The sequence below is a fragment of the Dietzia alimentaria 72 genome (genome assembly GCF_000226215.1).
Classification (GTDB): domain Bacteria; phylum Actinomycetota; class Actinomycetes; order Mycobacteriales; family Mycobacteriaceae; genus Dietzia; species Dietzia alimentaria.
Genome location: NZ_AGFF01000007.1, coordinates 239,693 through 256,153, shown reverse-complemented (window position 1 = coordinate 256,153; position 16,461 = coordinate 239,693). Strand labels below are relative to the sequence as shown.

Genomic DNA, 16,461 nt, shown 5'->3' with positions numbered 1-16,461 from the left:
CCTCACAACCAGGTGTAGGAGTCGGCGGAGGTGATGAAGTTGGCCAGCTCCTCCTGCTCGGGAGTGGGGTCGACGACGTCTTCCTCGATACTGAGGTAGGCACCGCGGTAGAACAGCAGCGGCCGGATGTCGCGTTTCGTGGGTCCGAGGTCGTGAACCCGGCCCAGGACGATCCAGTGGTCGCCGCCGTCGAGAACCTGCTCGATCTCGCAGTCGAGCCACGCCATGACGCCCTTGATGACCGGAGACCCCAGCGGGCTGGGCTCCCAGTCGATCTCGGCGAACTTGTCGTCGCCGCGACGGCCGAAGACGGAGGAGACGTCCTCCTGGTCCTCCGACAGGATGTTCACCGAGAACTTGCCGGCCTTCTCGATGCCCTTCCACGACCCCGAGGTCTTCATGGGGCAGAACAGGACCAGCGGCGGCTCGAGCGACAATGCGGAGAAGGACTGACAGGCAAATCCCACCGGCTTGTCGTCCTGCACCGCCGCGATGACGGTGATCCCGGTGCAGAACTGACCGAGCGCGTCGCGCAGCTCCCGGCTCGAGAAATTCTGTGCCTCGGGGCTTTCCTGGGTGCTGCTCATCGGGTAGGTCCTCCCATGGACGTTGCTCGTCTGCTTGTACCGCGGCGGCTGGGCCGCACGTATGTACGGCCCAGCCTAGGCGTCTATGCGAATCCGCTGTCTACTTGAAGCCCACGGAGAAGTCGTGACCCCACAGGCTCACGGCGGTGGACTCACGGGCCACCCACTTCTCGTCGTCGGTGACCTGCATGCCCTCGCAGCCGTACTCGCAGTCGAAGCCGCCGGGCGTCTTCATGTAGAAGCTCATCATCTTGTCGTTGACGTGCCGGCCGAGCGACGCCGACATCTTGACCTTCTTGCGCTCCGCGCGGTCGAGCGCCAGCCCCACGTCGTCCGCCGAGCCCACCTCGACCATCAGGTGGATGATCCCTGTGGGGTTGGGGAACGGTGTGAATGCGAGCGAGTGGTGACGCGGGTTGCAGCCCAGGAAGCGCAGCCACGCGGGGTCGCCGTCCGCGGGCCGCCCCACGATCTCCGCCGGCAGACTCATCGAGTCACGCAGCGAGAAGCCGAGAACGTCGCGGTAGAACTCCAGCGCGGCCACCTCGTCCGGGGTCGAGAGCACGATGTGGCCCGCGCCCTGGTCACCGGTCACGAACTCGTGACCATACGGTGTCGGGATGCGACGGTGCTGTAGCGCGATCGTGTGGTAGATCTCCAGCGTGAACCCGGCCGGGTCCTGGCAGGTGATCAGACCTCGGACCTTGCGGTCGTGCTTGACCTCGTCCGGGGCCTCTTCCCAGGCGACACCGGCGCCCTCGAGACGCCTCTTGACGTCCTCGAACTCGCCCTCGTTGGCGCACTCCCAGCCCACCTGGGCGAGCTTGTCCTCCTCGCCGGGAACGATGATCCACCGGTGCGGGTGGTCGTCCATACGGAAGTAGAGTGCGTCCGGGTCGTCACCGGAACCGACGACGAACCCCAGCACCTTCGTGCCGTAGTCACGCCATGCGTCCATATCCGTGGCGTGGATGCGCACGTAACCGAAATTACTGATCGCCATAGTTGCCAGTCCTTTCTGATTCGCCGAGGCGGATCAGACCATCGAGTCGGTGACCTTCTCGCCGAACTCGTTCTGCCCGAACATGATGTACGCCTTTGTGGCCTCGTTGGCTGCGTGGACACGGCCGGCGTTGGCATCTCGCCAGAAGCGCTGGATCGGCGAGGTGTCCTCGAGCGCACGCGCACCCGAGTTCTGGAAAAGCAGACCGATGGCATCGATGGACCGCTGCGTGGCGCGGACCTGGTCACGACGGGCACGGGTGCGGATATCCATCCCCGGGTAGCCCCCCGCCTCGATCAGATCCATCTCCTCGCGCACATTGCGCATGAGCTGGAGCCAGGAGGCGTCGATGTCGCCGGCGGCCTCCGCGAGCCGGACCTTGGCAAAGACGTCGTCCTTGACCTTGGTGCCGAAGGCGGCGCGGACGCGCTCACGCTGGTGTTCGACGTGGACGTCGTAGCAACCGAACGCCATACCGACGATCGGAGCCGAGATGGTCGTGGGGTGAATGGTGCCCCACGGCATCTTGTAGATCGGGTTGGTGTTGAGCTCGAGGCCGGGGCTCTTGGTGGCGGCCATCAGGCCGAAGGAGAGCACGCGGTGCTCCGGGATGACGGCGTCCTTGATGAGGATGTCGTTGGATCCGGTCCCCTTGAGGCCGGCGACGTGCCACACATCAAGGATTTCGTACTGGGACTTCTCCACGAGGAACGTGCAGAAGTCGACCATCTTGTCGTTCTCGTCCATGACGGGACCGCCGACAAAGACCCAGTCAGCGTGCTGGCAGCCCGAGGACCAGGACCACTTGCCGTTGAGGACCAGGCCGTCAGCGGTCCGCTTGGCGGCCCCCATCGGCGCGTACGACGACGAGATGCGGACGGTGCTGTCCTCACCCCAGACGTCGTTCTGTGCCTGCTCGGAGAACAGCGCCAGGTGCCAGTTGTGGATTCCGAGGATGCTCGAGCACCACCCGGTCGACGGGCACGCCGATGCGATGTGCCGGACAGCGGTGTAGAACGTCTCCATGTCGGCCTCGTAGCCGCCCCACCGAGCCGGCTGGCAGAGCTTGAAGAAACCGGCCTCGTCCAACTCAGCGATGTTCTGCGGGTGGACCTTGCGCAGATCTTCGGTCTCCTGCGCGCGCTCGGCGAACCCTGGCAGCAGTGCCTTGATCCGATCGATGACCTCGTGATTGGCGTGCTCGCTCATGTGAACCTCTCTGGCGCTCGTTGGGGGTGCTATGACTAGACTAGAACACGTTCCAGTTTTGCACCAGGCTGCATCTCACGGACGTCATGCTATGACACCCCGTGCCAGCATCAACGCACTTTGGTTGTAGCCCGCACCGCAATTCTATAACCTGTTCTCATCAGACCCGCCCCTCAGGAGGAAGATCATGACCGCAGCAGGCTCGGCCCCCGGAGCCGTCCGCGAGATCGACACCGGCAAGGCCCGGGAACGATACGCGCGCGGTTGGCATTGCATCGGCACCGTCCAGGAGTTCTCCGACGGAAAGCCCCATTCCATCCACGCATTCGGCACCAAACTCGTCGTGTGGGCTAACGACGACGGCATCCAGGTTCTCGACGGCTACTGCCGCCACCTCGGCGGAGACCTCTCCGACGGCAGCATCAAGGACGGCAACATCGCGTGCCCGTTCCACGACTGGCGTTGGGGCGGCGACGGCAAGTGCAAGGGCATCCCCTACGCCAAGCGCGTCCCCCTCCGCGCTAAGACCCGTGCTTGGACCACCATGACGCAGAACGGGCTCGTCTTTGTGTGGCACGACCACGAGGGCAACCCGCCCCGCGACGAGGACGCGATCCCCGCGCTCGCCGAGTACGACACCGGCGAGTGGACCGACTGGGTGTGGAACCGCCTCGAGATCTCCGGCTCGAACTGCATGGAGATCGTCGACAACGTCGTCGACATGGCGCACTTCTTCTACATCCACTATGCGTTCCCGACGTACTTCAAGAACGTCTTCGAGGGACAGACCGCCACCCAGTACCTCAACACCAAGGGCCGGCAGGACCACGACCCCTCGGGTGGTAAGTACGGCGACACCCTGCTGGAGTCAGTGGCCTCCTACTACGGACCGTCGTTCATGATCAACCCGCTCAAGCAGAAGTACGGCGACTTCGAGTCCGACGTCATCCTGATCAACTGTCACTACCCCGTGGATCAGAACTCGTTCGTCCTCATGTACGGGCTCATGGTCAAGAAGCCCCAGGGCTTCGACGACGAGAACGCCACCAAGATGGCCCACAAGATCGGCGGCTTCTTCGGTGAGGGCTTCCTCCAGGACGTCCGCATCTGGCAGCGCAAGTCGTCCATCGCCAACCCACTGCTGTGCGAGGAGGACGGCCCCGTCTACCAGCTGCGTCGCTGGTACGAGCAGTTCTACGTGGACCGCGACAAGGTCGAGCCGGACATGCAAGAGCGCTTCGAGTTCGAGGTCGACACCACCGCCGCCAATGTGTACTGGGAGAAGGAGGTGGCCGAGAACATGCGTCAGCGCGAGTCCGGCGACGAAGCCGAGGGCACCCAGGAGCAGACCCAGTACACCGGTATCGCAGAGGTCGCTGAAGAGGCCGGCGCCTCCCGGTCCGACAAGTGATGTTCAAGCAGAACGACGCACGGCGCGCGCCCACCTGGGACGACACCGATCCGGCGCGGGCGGAGCAACTCCACGCCCACACCGCGCTGGACCGTGAGACGTACACGCGCGCCGGTTTCCAACCCGTCGACTGCAACAATTGTGGGACCCGCGCGTACGTCCGTAAGAACAGCGAGAAGCACACCTCCATCCAGTGGCGGGACGGTAGTGACCAGAACTGCCCCGTGTTCAGCATGTGGCGCTCCGGTGAGGAGATTCCCGACGGGGAGGACACCTGCCCGAACATGCTCGCGAGCATCCGCTACGCCTACGCGGAGGGCCTGATCACGCTCGCTGAGGGCGTCGACCCCGTCGACCCCGAGCACATGGTCAATCCGTTCTTTACCCCGGAGTGACCAATGACGAGTTCCGCGGAACGGCTTAATCCCGTTCCGCGGAACTCGTCGTTCCCGCGCCCTTTTCGACCCGATAGGCTTTCCCCATGACTGACACCCCCGAGCTGGGCTCCTTCGTGCGTGAACTCACGATCGCGGACGTGATCGAGGAGACCGCCGACGCGAAGTCGATAGTCTTCGACATCCCGGCCGGCGGCGAGAACGACTTCCGGTACACCCCCGGACAATTTCTCACCCTGCGCATCCCCAGTGACCAGACCGGTTCCGTGGCGCGCTGCTACTCCCTGTCGAGCTCCCCCACCGAGGACACCAAGCTCAAGGTCACCGTAAAGAGAACGGTCGACGGGTACGGCTCCAACTGGCTCTGCGACAACGCCGAAGCCGGCATGGCCATGCACGTCCTGGCTCCGTCCGGCATCTTCACGCCCAAGAACCTGGACCAGGACTTCATCCTCCTGGCAGCCGGCTCGGGCATCACCCCGGTGATGTCCATCCTCCGGTCAGCTCTCGCGCAGGGCACCGGCCACATCGTTATGGTGTACGCCAACCGCGACGAGAAGTCGGTCATATTCAAGGACGAGCTGCAAAAACTCGCGCGGGAGAATCCCAGGCGTCTCACCGTCCTGCACTGGCTGGAGTCAGTCGCCGGCATTCCCACCGCGGAGATGATCGGCAACCTCCTCCAGCCGGTGGCCGCCAAGCGGCACTCCTACATCTGTGGCCCGGCCCCGTTCATGGAGACCGTGAAGGACGGACTGCGCCGCTCAGGCGCCGACATGCATCTCATCCACACCGAGGTGTTCTCTTCCATCGAGGGTGACCCGTTCGCCGAGATCGTCATCGATGACACCCCGGCAGAGGACGGCTCGGGGCCCGCCACCGCGACCGTCGAGCTGGACGACGAAGTCCACGAGGTCGAGTGGCCCCGTAACACCCCACTTCTCGACGTGCTGCTCTCCAAAGGCATCCAGGCGCCGTTCTCGTGCCGTAAGGGCGAGTGCTCAGCCTGCGCATGCATCCTCAAGTCCGGCGAGGTGGAGATGATCCACAACGGCATCCTCGACCCTGAGGAGGTCGAAGAGGGCTACGTGCTGAGCTGTCAGCTGCTCCCCAAGTCCGACCATGTAGAGGTCTCGTACTCCGAGTGAGCTGACGCGCCGCGCCCCCAAAATCATCCGCCCGGGATTCATCCGGTGCGGCCGATTTCGGGGGCGCGGTTTTTCTGTGGCGCGGTGGTGCCGGAACTGGCCTCAGGCGTTAGCCTGCTCCTTTTGGATCTCCAGCGCGATGTCGATGAGCTGGTCTTCTTGTCCACCGACAAGGCGGCGCTCGCCGGCGCGGATAAGAATCTCCGACGACGGGACACCGTAGCGATCAGCGTGGCCCTCAGCGTGCTTGAGGAACGATGAGTAGCAGCCAGCGTAGCCCAGCATGAGCGCCGAGCGGTCCACGACGCACTCAGAGGGCATCAGTGGACGAACCACGTCCTCGGCGGCGTCGGCGATCTTGAAGAAGTCGACTCCGGTGGTGATGCCGAGCTTGTCGCACACACCGACCAGTGCCTCAACGGGCGTATTGCCGGCGCCTGCGCCGAAGCGGCGGGTCGAGCCGTCGATCTGCTGCGCGCCCGCACGGATGGCCATGATGGAGTTGCCCACGCCCACGTCGAGGTTCTCGTGTCCGTGGAAGCCCACCTGCGCGTCGTTACCCAATTCGGCTACCACCGCGGCGACGCGGTCCGAGACCTGGTCCATGACGAGCGCACCGGCGGAGTCGACGATGTAGACACACTGGCAGCCGGCGTCAGCCATGATGCGCGCCTGCTTGGCCAATACCTCGGGGGTCTGGGTATGGCTCATCATCAGGAAGCCGACGGTCTCGAGGCCGAGCTCGCGGGCGTAGCCGAAGTGCTGGATGGAGACGTCCGCCTCGGTGCAGTGGGTCGCGATGCGGCAGATGGAGCCACCGTTATCGCGTGCAGCGAGGATGTCGTCTTTGATCCCGAGCCCCGGGAGGGTGAGGAACGCGATCTTTGCCTGCTTGGCCGTCTCCGCCGCGACCTTGATGAGTTCCTGGTCGTAGGACTTGGCGAAGCCGTAGTTGAACGACGCGCCGCCGAGACCGTCACCGTGGGTGACCTCGATGACGGGGACACCGGCGCCGTCCAGGGCTGCGACGACGTTGCGTACATCGTCAACAGAGAACTGGTGGCGCTTGTGATGCGAGCCGTCACGCAGTGACGAGTCGGTGATCCGGATGTCGAGTTCGGAGCTGTACGCGCGGGTATCGGCGTTGTAGGGGTTTGTCATATCCATGTCTGTCACACTCCGAGCTTGGTCTTGGCGATGTCCTCGCCGACCTTGGTGGCGGCGGCGGTCATGATGTCGAGGTTGCCCGCGTACGGCGGCAGGAAGTCTCCTGCGCCTTCGACCTCGACGAAGATCGCGACGCGGGCCATGCCGCCGGTGATCTCGGTGGGCGGGTCGAACTGCGGCTCCTGCAGGAGGCGGTATCCGGGCACGTACTGCTGGATTTCTTTCTCCCGCTTGCGGATGGCAGTGGTGATGAGGTCCTGGTCCGCGTCCTCAGGGATTGCGCAGAAGATCGTGTCGCGCATGATCATGGGCGGCTCTGCCGGGTTGAGGATGATGATGGCCTTGCCGCGCTTGGCGCCGCCGACCTTCTCGATGGCCATCTTGGTGGTCTCGGTGAACTCGTCGATGTTGGCACGCGTGCCCGGGCCCGCCGATTCCGAGGAGACGGAGGCGACGATCTCGGCGTACTCGACCGGGACGACCTCCGACACTGCGTGCACCATCGGAATGGTGGCCTGACCACCGCAGGTGACCATGTTGTGGTTCGGCGCGTCGACGTGCTCGTGCAGGTTCGCCGGCGGGATGACCATCGGGCCCACCGCGGCCGGCGTGAGGTCGATAGCGATGATGCCGGCGGCCTCGTACTTGGGCGCATACTCCTTGTGCACGTACGCGCTGGTGGCCTCGAACAGCAGGTCCGGCTTTTCTCCACCGGCTTCGATCGAGGCGAGCAACTCGTCAGCCCCACCGGACATACACGTGAGCCCGTGGTCTGCGGCGCGCTTCATTCCCTCGGACTCGGCGTCGATGCCGATCATCCACTTGGGTTCGATGTACTCGCTGCGTTCGAGCTTGTACATGAGGTCGGTGCCGATGTTGCCGGACCCCACGATCGCGGCACTGAGTTTCTTCTTCTCCGTCATAGGGACAGTGTCGCGACACTGAACCCACACCACAATCAGCTGTGCCATCTAACGGAACAGCGGCGGCACCGGTCAGGTTTGAGTGTTGCGCGAGCCGGGCTTTTCCGTCCCCGGCGGATTGGTGAGCAGCCAGTCCTCGTCGATCAACCGCTCCAGATGAACGTCCCACGCCCGCTCCCGGATCTCGTCCCGCGCCCGCGACAGTGGGCCGCGGGGCCTGGTCCGATGCTCGTGCCCGGTATCGGTAAAAATGATCAGCTCACCCAACGGGCCCGGGCGGTACGAGTTGGTTCCGAACGTTTTCTCCCGATGATGCTTGCGACACAGGCACATCAGATTCCACTCGCTGGTCGGCCCACCCAGATCGGGAGCCGTGTGATCAAAGGCGATCACATGATCTACGTCGCAGTCTTCGGCCGGCACCGCACACCCCGGATGCCGGCATGTGCCATCGCGCAGCCGAACCCGCTCGGCCAGGACTTGCGGGATCATGTACCGCAACGCGCGGTCCGGAGAATCTGACACACCCGGCGTCGGGTCTATGACCTCGAAGCGAACCGTCGCATCATCGCCTTCCAGCAGTTCTCGGCAGAGCCAGTCGAAGCTGCTGTACGCGCCGTGGACGAACTCCACCCTGTTCGGAACTCCTCGCGAGGCGGCGGCGATCACACTGATGCGGATCGGCAGTCCTGCCGCTGCGGCATTGCCGAGCGAGGGTCGGGGCAGGTCGGAGCCCACGCGGACTTCACCGAGCTCGATCCCGACGTCGGACTCATCGCTCGAGTGAGGGCTCGGGGCAGCGCCTGCGCCGGAGACGACGGCCAACGACACCAACGCATCAGCCCTCAGCTGGTCCGTCGTCCGCGGTACGCCATCCTCAGCAGCGACGCGCGCTTCAGCCTCGATCCGCTGACGCAGCAGTTCCGCGTCCGCCACCGGCAGATGCGCCCACATCGACGCCATCCCGTTCCGCCCCATCCGGAACCGCACCCCGCGCGATTTAGCGGCCGCATCAACCGCGTCCTCCGCCGCCGCGGGATCGTGACGCTCGACAGCCCGGTCGATCAGTCCGTCCAGCGAAGCTCGGGTAGGGCGGTGGCCTCCATTGAGATCCTCGGTGATCTCGCCGACGACGTCGCGCTCCACGGACGCCACGATTGCATCCGGCACTTCGGACAAACGGCACGCGGCCTCGATCGCCAATTGCTCCGGCCACAACCCGCGCGCCACCGCCGACCTCAATCGAGGGAGCCGGGTGTGAATCTGCCGCCCGGCCGTCACCAAGCGTGCCGCATGCCAGCACGAGAGCTGACACGCCGCCACCAGATGATCCCGAGCCCGGGACTCCGGATCAAGTCGCGCATATGCGGGACGTTTCACGGCCCCGCCAGGGGATTCACTCCCTGATTCAGCACCGCGAGCTATCTGATCCACAAGGACGTGCGCGGCCTCCAGACGGGTGGCAGCGGCCATATTCTGCGCCAACGTCGCCGACCGAGCCGCCTCGCTGACCGCGTCTACGTCCACCACGCCCAGAGATGCGGGAAGGTCGAACAGCGAAGTCGTCGTCGTCATCAAAGCACTCCCCCAGCTCGCATCGGGATCGAATGTACGTACGATACTACCGCAACAAAAACGCTCGCACAATAGTTCGAACTAACGATCGCGCGAACCGCTCTTCCCGGTTAGACTGGGCGCATGACCGAACCCCCCGCCTCCCCCGTCGACAGGGCTTTCGACGTGTTGCGAGTAACGGCGGCGGGAAACGGACTCACGCTCAGTGAGATCTCGCGCGAGACGCGGCTCGCCAAATCCACGACGTTGCGGCTACTCGTATCGCTGGAGCGAAATGGGGCGGTGACACGCATTGGTCAGCGTTACCGTCTGGGACCCCTTGTCCACGAACTGGACCCGATCCCGGCGTCTCCGGCGTACGAACGGATCCGGCGGGTACTCACTCCCTTCCTCGCTCACCTCTTCGAGGCCACCCGCGCGACGGTGCATCTGGCAACGATGCACCGGGACGAGGTGGTCTACCTCAACAAGCTGCACGGCCCGCGGCCGATCCCGTCGCCGTCACGGATCGGCGGTGGATTGCCCGCCTACTGCACCGGCGTGGGAAAAGCCATGCTGGCGTTCGACGAGGAGGCTGCCAGCCGCGTCGCACTGGGTCCGATGGTCGCCTGGACCGATACCACGGTCACCTCGGCGGCCGAGCTGGCGATGGAACTGGCCGACATCCGGCGAAGGCGACGCGCGCTGGATCGCGCCGAGCTCACGCCCGGCCTGTACTGCGTGGCGGCACCGGTTTTTGACGACGACGAGGGCGGCGGCGGCGAGACCCGAGCAGTGGCAGCACTCTCCGCCAGCGCGTCGGACGAGAGCGCCCTGGCCCGACTGGAACCGCTGGTGGCACGGGTCGCCGCGGCGGCTGGACGCGCCTTGGCCGAAGACCGCTAGGGGCCAACCGGCGTTCCACGTCCCGCCATCTGGCAGGACCAACCCGCCGGCGTGGTCCCGCGCCCGAGCTCGTCAGTGATCGCGTCGGCGGCCTCGGCTGGGAGCGTGTCGTCACCCGCCGGATAGATGATCCGCTCTTCCTTCATATTGTGCTGATCCAGCACGGCGGACAGTCGGGGCCAGAGGAGGCCGGCGGTGGCATGGTCGCCGCCGTCGAGAGCCTCGGTGATCGCGTCCAACAGGTCCCAGATTTCCCCGTGCTCCCGCAACATCACCAACACCGCGGCCATGAGGCCAGAAGCCCTCACCACCGGGAAATGGAGCACTTCCTCGACGTAGATGTGGTGGCGCAGCGCCTCGGCGGCAGCGTCGAACGCCGGCCTGTCGGCAGCGACCCCGGCGAGCGACGCTGAGAATCGCGCGAACCCCTCATCAATGCGGCGGTGGTCGTGTTCGAGCCGCTGTCCGACGGTCATCGATCCGCTACTTTCGCGCGAGCCGCAACCGCCATGCCTCCGGCCCCTCCTCCAAGTAGGAGACGTCCAGCGAGTCGCCCTCGATTTCCGCGAGCTGGTTCAGCAGCGGCACCGGGTTGTGCGGCGCGACCAAAACCATCGCCTTCCCGGGGCGGACCTGGCCGAAAGCGCCGATCACGGCACCGTGACGAATCGCATGGGGTATGACGCGGGCGTCGAGCTCAGGAAGGCCATGACCACTGGAGGGCTCGGAGCCAGCGGAAACGTCCGTAACGGGCAAATCGTTCATGTCGGATCCCTTCGATTGCGACTGACCCTATTAGATCACAGTATACTTGTGATCAATTGCGTTGACAGCGGAAAAGAGGCGACGATGGACGACGACGATTCTGGAATTATCCACGAGAACGTGCTCGCGGCGATCCGCACGGCCCCGACCCCGCCAACGGTGCGAGAGATCTCCGACTCGCTCGGACTGCACCCCAACTCGGTGCGGCTGCACGCCGCCGCGCTCAAAGATGCGGGGATGATCGTCCAGGAAAATCGCGCGGGTGGAGGGCGCGGCCGACCGCAGGTCACCTATCGCACCACCTCTAGCGGCGCATGGACCGGCCGACGCGACTACCAGCTGCTCGCCTCGCTACTGCTTTCCGAACTAGGTCGGGCCGGCAGCGAGGCGACCGGCGAAGCCCGACGCGTCGGTCGAACCTGGGGTCGGAAGATCGCGAACGGACGGCAAGCCCAGGAACCCAGTGAGCGAATCGTCGCCGTTCTGGACGAGCTGGGCTTCGAGCCGACTACAGATGCTGCGAACACGGCGGGCCTCGATCCAAACGGGAGTGTGCTGGAACTTCGGAACTGCCCGTTCCGCGAACTCGTCGATTCACGAGACAATCTGGTCTGCGCACTCCACGCGGGGATGCTGGACGGACTAGCCGACGCCGACCGCGCCGGCGGTCAGACGACCGTTGAACTGTTCGCGTTCACCTCACCGCAGGCCTGCACTGTCCGCATGCGTGACCGCTAGCGAAATTCCGTACTCACGTCGCCCAGACCGGCGAACTCGGCGCGGAAGCTGTCACCCGGTGTCGCGTCCATGGCGCGGATAGCGGTACCGGGCAGGATCACGTCGCCCTTGCGCAAACGCACGCCGAACTTGGCGACCGTCGAAGCCAACCAGCCCACCGAGTTGAGCGGGTTGCCCAGAACTGCGTCGGACCGGCCGGATGCGAGGAATTCGCCATTCTTGTAGAGGGTCGCGTCGATGGCTGCGACGTCGATATCCGCCAGCCGCACCCGATTGCTGCCCACCACGTAACCGCAGGACGAGGCGTTGTCCGCGATCGTGTCTCCCAGCGTGATCTTCCAGTCCCGGATTCGGGAATCGATCAGCTCGATCGACGGAACCACCCACTCGATCGCGGCGGCTGCCTCCTCCTGGGAACAGCCTTCCGGCGGAATGTCCGCGCCCAGGATGAAGCCCACCTCCACCTCGACGCGGGGAAAGCAGAAACGCGCGGCCTCGATCGGGGTGCCTTCCGGGTACTCCATGGTGTCGAGGAGGTGGCCGTAGTCGGGCTCGTCGACGCCCATCATCTCCTGCATCGCCTTGGAGGCCAGGCCGACCTTGTGGCCCGTGACCACGGCGCCGTCGTTGAGCTTGCGGCGAATATTGACCAGCTGGATCTCAAAGGCGTCGTCCGGGGTCAGATCCGGATGATCGTCGGTCAGCGGCGCGATCGGAGCGACGTCTGCTTCGGCGTCCCAGAGGCGTTGTGCGAGAGCAGCGCGGGTCTCATCGTTTAGCATGAGAGGGATTCTACCTGCCCAGTCTGGCGCGAAAGCCCTCGGTTCTATAACGTGTTCTACATGGCAGACCAGGAATTCGACGTCGTCGTCGTGGGCAGCGGTGGAGCAGGCATGACGGCCGCCCTCGCGGCAGCAAAGAAGGGCCTCAGCGTGGTCCTCGTGGAGAAGGCACCCCACTATGGAGGGTCTACAGCCCGCTCCGGTGGCGGCGTGTGGATCCCGGGCAACTCGGTGCTCCAACGCGATGGCGTCTTGGACACCCCGGAGGCCGCACGGACCTACCTCCGGTCGATCATCGGGGACGTCGTGGCACCCGAACGGATCGACACCTACATCGACCGCGGGCCCGAGGTTCTCGACTTCATCCTCGCCAACAGTCCGCTGCAGCTCGAGTGGGTCAAGGACTACTCCGACTACTACCCGGAGGCCCCCGGCGGTCGTCTCGGTGGCCGCTCGGTCGAGCCCAAGCCCTTCGACCTGAACCAGCTCGGTTCGGAAGCGGACAAGCTGGAGCCGGGTTACGCCAAGGCACCGGTCAACATGGTCATCATGCAGTCCGACTACCGCTGGCTGAACCTCCTCCAGCGGCCGCACACCAAGGGCATCCGGCGCTCGATCCGGGTCGCCGCGCGGATGTTCCTCGCCAAGGCCCGCCGCCAGAACTCGGTGGGCATGGGCCGTGCGCTCATCGCCGCCATGCGCAAGGGTCTTCTCGACGTCGGCGTGCCGGTGTGGCTCGAGACGCCGATGACCGGGCTGGTCACGGAGGGCTCTGGTAACGACGAGCGGGTCGTCGGCATTACCGTCACCCGGAACGGCGAAGAGGTCATCCTCCGCGCCCGTCGCGGTGTGGTCATGGGCTCGGGTGGTTTCGAGCACAACCAGGAGATGCGCGACAAGTACCAGCGTCAGCCCATCCCCACCTCGTGGTCGGTCGGCGCCGCCGCCAACACCGGTGAGGGCATCGAGTACATGGAGAAGACCGGCGCCGCCCTGTCCTTCATGGAGGACTCCTGGTGGGGCCCGACCATCGTCATGCCGCGCGGACCGTGGTTCGCGTTGGCCGAGCGGTCACTGCCATGTTCCTTCATGGTCAATGGACGTGGCGAGCGGTTCATGAACGAGTCCCTGCCCTACGTCGAGGCCGGCCACAGAATGTACGGCGGCGAGTTCGGTCAGGGCGAGGGCCCCGGAGAGAACGTCCCGGCCTGGATCGTGTTTGACCAGGAGTACAAGAACCGGTACCTCTTCGCCGGACTCCAGGCCAAGCAGCCGCTGCCCAAGAAGTGGCTCGAGTCGGAGAACTTCCACAAGGCAGACACCCTCGCCGAACTGGCTGCGCTGATCGACGTGCCGGCGGAAGCGCTGGAGAAGACAACCGCGCGATTCAACGACTTTGCAGCACGGGGCGTTGACGAGGACTTCAGCCGTGGCGAGTCCGGGTACGACCACTACTACGGCGACCCGACCAACAAGCCCAACCCGAGCCTCGGCCCGGTCCGCAAGGCGCCGTACTACGCCGCCAAGATGGTTCCGGGCGACCTGGGTACCAAGGGTGGCGCAAACACCGACGTACACGGTCGTGTCCTGCGAGAGGACGGCTCCGTGATCGAGGGGCTCTACGCCGCCGGTAACGCGTCGTCGCCGGTCATGGGCCACACCTACGCGGGCCCCGGGGCCACCATCGGCCCCGCGCTCGTGTTCGGCTACCTGGCCGTCGAGAACATGCTGGCCTCCACCCCCACCGAGAAGACGGGAGTCTGACGTGCCCATCGACCTGAACAAGGCCCTCGGCGCCGAACTGCCGTCGCAGGAGTTCTCCTGGACAGCCTCCGACGTGGCGCTGTACGCGCTCGGCGTGGGCGCGGCCGCCGACCCCATGGACACCGCCGGACTGGCGTACATCGACGACTCCGCGCCCAAGGTGCTGCCCTCGTTCGCCACCGTCGCCGCCACGATGAACGTCACCGAGGCACCGCGGGTCTCGTTCCCCGGTGTCGAGATCGATCTGGCGAAGGTCGTCCACGGCAGCCAGTACGTCCAGCTGCACCGCCCGATCCCGGCCGCCGGGACCGCCACCACTACCACCAGGATCGCCGAGATCCAGGACAAGGGTTCGGCTGCGGTGATCATCCAGGAGTCCGAGACGGTCTCCGCTGAGGGTGAGAAGCTGTGGACGGCCCGCTCGGGCATCTTCGCCCGTGACGAGGGCGGCTTCGGGGGCGAACGCGGAACCTCCGAGAAGGTCCAGTACCCGGAGCGCGAGGCCGACCACACCATCGAGGTGGCGAGCCTCCCGCAGCAGGCGCTTCTCTACCGCCTGTGCGGCGACCGCAACCCGCTGCACTCCGATCCCGCGTTCGCTGAGGCAGCCGGGTTCCCGCGGCCGATCCTGCACGGTCTCTGCTCGTACGGGCTCGTGCTGCGGGCGGTCGTCGACAACGTGCTGGGCGGCGACGTCGACAAGGTCCGCGGCTACGGCGTGACCTTCGGCGGCATCTTCTTCCCCGGCGAGACCATGCGTATCCGCGTGTGGGAAGACGACTCGCGCCTGCTCGTGGCGGCGACCGTCGTCGAGCGCGACGACGCCCCCGTTCTCAAGAACGTAGTGGTCGACCTCGCCTGAACGTCGAATCTCATCGATCAACACCCCGCGGCCCAGAGTCGCGGGGTGTTGTCGTATTCCTCGACTGGGAAGCTCCGCAGTCTCGATGCGCCACTCCCTCAGCTCGGGTGTGCGCCAGCTATCCGCCACCGGCGATGAACTCGCGCGTGCGCCCCGGCGGCGGCGGGAGTTCATCGCCGGTGGCGGCTGCGGAGCTGGTTCAGCAGAGCTCGCGGAACTGCTCCACCAGCTTGATGCGACCCGGCGCATCCATGGCCATGGGGACCACGGTGAGGGTGGTGGCTCCCGCCTCGCGGAACGCCTCGACCCGCTCCGCCACATACGAGGCGGGACCGATGAGCGAGACCGAGCGCACCAACTCGTCGGGGACAGCCGCCGCGGCCTCGTCCTTCTTCCCGTCCAGGAAGAGGTCCTGGATTTCTTTGGCCTCGGCCTCGTAGCCGTAGCGGCAGGCGAGCTCGTTGTAGAAATTTTTGCCACGCGCACCCATACCGCCGATGTAGAGGGCCAGATGCGGGCGGACGAAGTCCAGGTACCCCGGCACCTCGTTCTCCTCGCAGATCGCCAACGGCGGGCCGGCGTACACCTCGAGCTCACCGAGGGACGGATCACGCTTGGCGAGCCCCTTGGCCAGCGGGTCGCCCCACGCCAGGTGCGCCTTCTCCGGATGGTAGAAAATGGGCTGCCAGCCGTCCGCGATCTCGGCGGCGAGCTCCACGTTCTTCGGACCCAGCGCGGCCAGCACGATGGGGATGTTCTCCCGCACTGGGTGGTTGATCAGCTTGAGCGGCTTGCCCAGGCCGGTGCCCTGATCAGCGGGTAACGGGATCTGGTACTTCGCGCCGTCGTGGACCACCTTCTCGCGACGCCACACCTTGCGGCAGATCTCGATGATCTCGCGAGTGCGGGCCAGCGGTGCGTCGTACTTGACGCCGTGGAAGCCCTCCACCACCTGCGGACCGGAAGCGCCCAGACCAAGGGTGAAGCGGCCGTCGGAGACGAAGTCCAGCCCCGCGGCCGTCATGGCGGTGAGGGTCGGCGTCCGCGTGTAGATCTGCAGGATGCCCGACGCTAGTTCCATGGTCGAGGTGCGGGCCGCGAGATAGCCCAACTGGCTCACGGCGTCAAAGGAATAGGCCTCGGGGACAAAGGCGATGTCCAGACCCGCCCGCTCGAGGTCGGCGGCCTCGGCCGCGGTCTCGGCGAAGCCGCCGCTGTAGTTCAGGGTCATTCCGATGCGCATGTGG

Annotated in this window: 17 protein-coding genes; 7 read left to right on the top strand and 10 right to left on the bottom strand. The window is 65.6% G+C overall.

Going from position 1 to position 16,461, the window contains the following annotated elements; all coding sequences use genetic code 11:
- Positions 1-2: 2 nt before the first annotated feature.
- The 3 genes from hsaB to hsaA form a co-directional block, all read right to left on the bottom strand.
- Complete coding sequence (hsaB, locus tag ON04_RS03640) at positions 3-587, bottom strand: 3-hydroxy-9,10-secoandrosta-1,3,5(10)-triene-9,17-dione monooxygenase reductase subunit (protein ID WP_010540226.1); 585 nt, start codon at positions 585-587, stop codon at positions 3-5.
- 100 nt (positions 588-687) lie between these two features.
- Positions 688-1,590, bottom strand: coding sequence for an iron-dependent extradiol dioxygenase HsaC (gene hsaC, locus ON04_RS03635; RefSeq protein ID WP_010540225.1), 903 nt, complete (start codon positions 1,588-1,590; stop codon positions 688-690).
- 33 nt (positions 1,591-1,623) lie between these two features.
- Entirely contained in the window at positions 1,624-2,799 is a 1,176-nt protein-coding gene (gene hsaA / locus ON04_RS03630; protein WP_010540224.1) for a 3-hydroxy-9,10-secoandrosta-1,3,5(10)-triene-9,17-dione monooxygenase oxygenase subunit, read from the bottom strand.
- Positions 2,800-2,986: 187 nt separating this feature from the next.
- Here hsaA and ON04_RS03625 point away from each other — a divergent pair, with 187 nt between their 5' ends.
- From ON04_RS03625 to ON04_RS03615, 3 genes are all read left to right on the top strand, one after another.
- Entirely contained in the window at positions 2,987-4,210 is a 1,224-nt protein-coding gene (locus ON04_RS03625) for a 3-ketosteroid-9-alpha-monooxygenase, oxygenase component (RefSeq protein ID WP_010540223.1), read from the top strand.
- Positions 4,210-4,605, top strand: a complete 396-nt coding sequence (locus ON04_RS03620) for a hypothetical protein (protein ID WP_033444046.1) — start codon at positions 4,210-4,212, stop codon at positions 4,603-4,605. The genes ON04_RS03625 and ON04_RS03620 overlap by 1 nt, the downstream gene beginning before the upstream one ends.
- A gap of 86 nt (positions 4,606-4,691) precedes the next feature.
- Positions 4,692-5,753: a ferredoxin--NADP reductase gene (locus ON04_RS03615; RefSeq protein ID WP_010540221.1), complete on the top strand. Its 1,062-nt coding sequence runs from the start codon at positions 4,692-4,694 to the stop codon at positions 5,751-5,753.
- A gap of 102 nt (positions 5,754-5,855) precedes the next feature.
- On the opposite strand, the gene dmpG is transcribed toward ON04_RS03615, so the two are convergent.
- The 3 genes from dmpG to ON04_RS03600 all read right to left on the bottom strand — a co-directional run bounded on the left by dmpG (position 5,856) and on the right by ON04_RS03600 (position 9,418).
- Complete coding sequence (gene dmpG, locus ON04_RS03610) at positions 5,856-6,920, bottom strand: 4-hydroxy-2-oxovalerate aldolase (protein WP_010540220.1); 1,065 nt, start codon at positions 6,918-6,920, stop codon at positions 5,856-5,858.
- Between the two features lie 5 nt (positions 6,921-6,925).
- The gene (locus ON04_RS03605; protein WP_010540219.1) at positions 6,926-7,843 is read right to left on the bottom strand and encodes an acetaldehyde dehydrogenase (acetylating); all 918 of its coding nucleotides are present in this window, start codon (positions 7,841-7,843) and stop codon (positions 6,926-6,928) included.
- Between the two features lie 72 nt (positions 7,844-7,915).
- Positions 7,916-9,418, bottom strand: a complete 1,503-nt coding sequence (locus tag ON04_RS03600; RefSeq protein WP_050815246.1) for an HNH endonuclease signature motif containing protein — start codon at positions 9,416-9,418, stop codon at positions 7,916-7,918.
- Positions 9,419-9,541: 123 nt separating this feature from the next.
- Here ON04_RS03600 and ON04_RS03595 point away from each other — a divergent pair, with 123 nt between their 5' ends.
- The gene (locus ON04_RS03595; protein WP_010540217.1) at positions 9,542-10,303 is read left to right on the top strand and encodes an IclR family transcriptional regulator; all 762 of its coding nucleotides are present in this window, start codon (positions 9,542-9,544) and stop codon (positions 10,301-10,303) included.
- On the opposite strand, the gene ON04_RS03590 is transcribed toward ON04_RS03595, so the two are convergent.
- Positions 10,300-10,779: a hemerythrin domain-containing protein gene (locus ON04_RS03590; RefSeq protein WP_010540216.1), complete on the bottom strand. Its 480-nt coding sequence runs from the start codon at positions 10,777-10,779 to the stop codon at positions 10,300-10,302. The two genes, ON04_RS03595 and ON04_RS03590, sit on opposite strands and share 4 nt — an antisense overlap.
- Before the next feature lie 7 nt (positions 10,780-10,786).
- Positions 10,787-11,068, bottom strand: a complete 282-nt coding sequence (locus ON04_RS03585) for a DUF2249 domain-containing protein (protein ID WP_010540215.1) — start codon at positions 11,066-11,068, stop codon at positions 10,787-10,789.
- A gap of 84 nt (positions 11,069-11,152) precedes the next feature.
- On the opposite strand from ON04_RS03585, the gene ON04_RS03580 reads away from it, so the two are divergent.
- A complete protein-coding gene (locus ON04_RS03580; RefSeq protein ID WP_010540214.1) occupies positions 11,153-11,806 on the top strand; it encodes a helix-turn-helix transcriptional regulator in 654 nt (217 codons plus the stop codon).
- Here ON04_RS03580 and ON04_RS03575 read toward each other — a convergent pair.
- Positions 11,803-12,588: a 2-keto-4-pentenoate hydratase gene (locus ON04_RS03575; RefSeq protein ID WP_010540213.1), complete on the bottom strand. Its 786-nt coding sequence runs from the start codon at positions 12,586-12,588 to the stop codon at positions 11,803-11,805. The genes ON04_RS03580 and ON04_RS03575 overlap by 4 nt on opposite strands.
- Positions 12,589-12,639: 51 nt before the next feature.
- Between ON04_RS03575 and kstD the strand changes: the two genes are divergently transcribed.
- Positions 12,640-14,352 (top strand): 3-oxosteroid 1-dehydrogenase, encoded by a 1,713-nt coding sequence (gene kstD / locus ON04_RS03570; RefSeq protein ID WP_010540212.1) that lies wholly within the window; start codon positions 12,640-12,642, stop codon positions 14,350-14,352.
- A 1-nt stretch (position 14,353) separates the two neighbouring features.
- A complete protein-coding gene (locus ON04_RS03565) occupies positions 14,354-15,214 on the top strand; it encodes a MaoC/PaaZ C-terminal domain-containing protein (RefSeq protein WP_010540211.1) in 861 nt (286 codons plus the stop codon).
- A 199-nt stretch (positions 15,215-15,413) separates the two neighbouring features.
- Here ON04_RS03565 and ON04_RS03560 read toward each other — a convergent pair whose 3' ends face one another.
- The gene (locus ON04_RS03560) at positions 15,414-16,457 is read right to left on the bottom strand and encodes an LLM class F420-dependent oxidoreductase (protein ID WP_010540210.1); all 1,044 of its coding nucleotides are present in this window, start codon (positions 16,455-16,457) and stop codon (positions 15,414-15,416) included.
- Between the last annotated feature and the right edge of the window lie 4 nt (positions 16,458-16,461).

Bases quoted from the DNA above. Each gene is read 5' to 3' on its own strand.
- ON04_RS03625 (WP_010540223.1), top strand. From the start codon at position 2,987: ATGACCGCAGCAGGCTCGGCCCCCGGAGCCGTCCGCGAGATCGACACC.
- ON04_RS03575 (WP_010540213.1), bottom strand. From the start codon at position 12,588: ATGCTAAACGATGAGACCCGCGCTGCTCTCGCACAACGCCTCTGGGAC.
- dmpG (WP_010540220.1), bottom strand. From the start codon at position 6,920: ATGGATATGACAAACCCCTACAACGCCGATACCCGCGCGTACAGCTCC.
- hsaA (WP_010540224.1), bottom strand. From the start codon at position 2,799: ATGAGCGAGCACGCCAATCACGAGGTCATCGATCGGATCAAGGCACTG.
- ON04_RS03595 (WP_010540217.1), top strand. From the start codon at position 9,542: ATGACCGAACCCCCCGCCTCCCCCGTCGACAGGGCTTTCGACGTGTTG.
- ON04_RS03615 (WP_010540221.1), top strand. From the start codon at position 4,692: ATGACTGACACCCCCGAGCTGGGCTCCTTCGTGCGTGAACTCACGATC.
- hsaC (WP_010540225.1), bottom strand. From the start codon at position 1,590: ATGGCGATCAGTAATTTCGGTTACGTGCGCATCCACGCCACGGATATG.
- ON04_RS03605 (WP_010540219.1), bottom strand. From the start codon at position 7,843: ATGACGGAGAAGAAGAAACTCAGTGCCGCGATCGTGGGGTCCGGCAAC.
- ON04_RS03580 (WP_010540214.1), top strand. From the start codon at position 11,153: ATGGACGACGACGATTCTGGAATTATCCACGAGAACGTGCTCGCGGCG.
- ON04_RS03585 (WP_010540215.1), bottom strand. From the start codon at position 11,068: ATGAACGATTTGCCCGTTACGGACGTTTCCGCTGGCTCCGAGCCCTCC.
- ON04_RS03590 (WP_010540216.1), bottom strand. From the start codon at position 10,779: ATGACCGTCGGACAGCGGCTCGAACACGACCACCGCCGCATTGATGAG.
- ON04_RS03620 (WP_033444046.1), top strand. From the start codon at position 4,210: ATGTTCAAGCAGAACGACGCACGGCGCGCGCCCACCTGGGACGACACC.
- hsaB (WP_010540226.1), bottom strand. From the start codon at position 587: ATGAGCAGCACCCAGGAAAGCCCCGAGGCACAGAATTTCTCGAGCCGG.
- ON04_RS03600 (WP_050815246.1), bottom strand. From the start codon at position 9,418: ATGACGACGACGACTTCGCTGTTCGACCTTCCCGCATCTCTGGGCGTG.
- ON04_RS03560 (WP_010540210.1), bottom strand. From the start codon at position 16,457: ATGCGCATCGGAATGACCCTGAACTACAGCGGCGGCTTCGCCGAGACC.